The 872-nt window shown below is 36.8% G+C and carries 1 protein-coding gene; it reads left to right on the forward strand.

Translation table 11 applies throughout. The features are described 5' to 3' along the window. The first annotated feature begins 288 nt into the window (after positions 1-288). Complete coding sequence (locus HC000_RS18300; protein ID WP_257025643.1) at positions 289-813, forward strand: hypothetical protein; 525 nt, start codon at positions 289-291, stop codon at positions 811-813. Positions 814-872: the final 59 nt, after the last annotated feature.

The following is an 872-nucleotide window of genomic DNA, read 5'->3' on the forward strand; positions in this document are numbered from 1 at the left end:
AAAGCGATACGCTATGAAACAGGAATCCCCCTCCTTTCCCGACTTGTCGGGCGCGAAGCGAGGTGGGGGAGGATGTCGAGCTTAATATATTTACACTTGCAACACACAATAAACCAACCAAACCATTACAAGAAAAACAACATGAAAACACCAATCACACATTTAACCCATTAATTTAACAGCAAAAGTTTTAGACCAATAAATATATAAAAAGTTTCCATAATATTTTGGCTTTCTGTCCTTTTTGTAATTAAAATCTCGCGCATGGTCTCCTATGTGGATTTTTTCATGTTTTTACTACGATCTTTTATTTACTTATTATGCTTAGCTGGTGTTGCCTCATTAATTCAGCTTGAAGGCTTTGAATTACAGCAAAATGCACTTTATAGTGAAGAAACACTCACTGAGCACATGCAAGATATTTTAACTTTTTTAAGTGCTATTTTGTTTTTTTATGCCTCGCGTATTAGCTCGAAACTTAAGGTAGCTTCGGTATTACTTGCAGCTCTAACAGCAATGATGTTTGTAAGAGAATTTGATACATACCTTGATATGTATGTTTTTGATGGCGCCTGGCAAACTATCGTTTATTCAATACTTGCTTGTACATTTGTTTACCTAATAAGAAAAAGAGGGACTATTTTTAGCTCCATCCAAGCCTATACTCAAACACCAAGTTATGGCATTTGCTTATCTGGCTTGGTTACGTTGTTAGCTTTTTCTCGCATTATGGGCAGAGGTGAATTTTGGCACTCTATTATGGGTGAGAGCTACGTGCGTATAGTTAAAAACATTATGAACAACTCCCACTAAACGCTGCGCGTTTTGAAGGAGTTTCAAAAAGAAAGCCTAAGCTACCTTTTTAGGCTGGT

The sequence above is a fragment of the Pseudoalteromonas sp. MIP2626 genome (genome assembly GCF_013414205.1).
Classification (GTDB): Bacteria; Pseudomonadota; Gammaproteobacteria; order Enterobacterales; family Alteromonadaceae; genus Pseudoalteromonas; species Pseudoalteromonas nigrifaciens.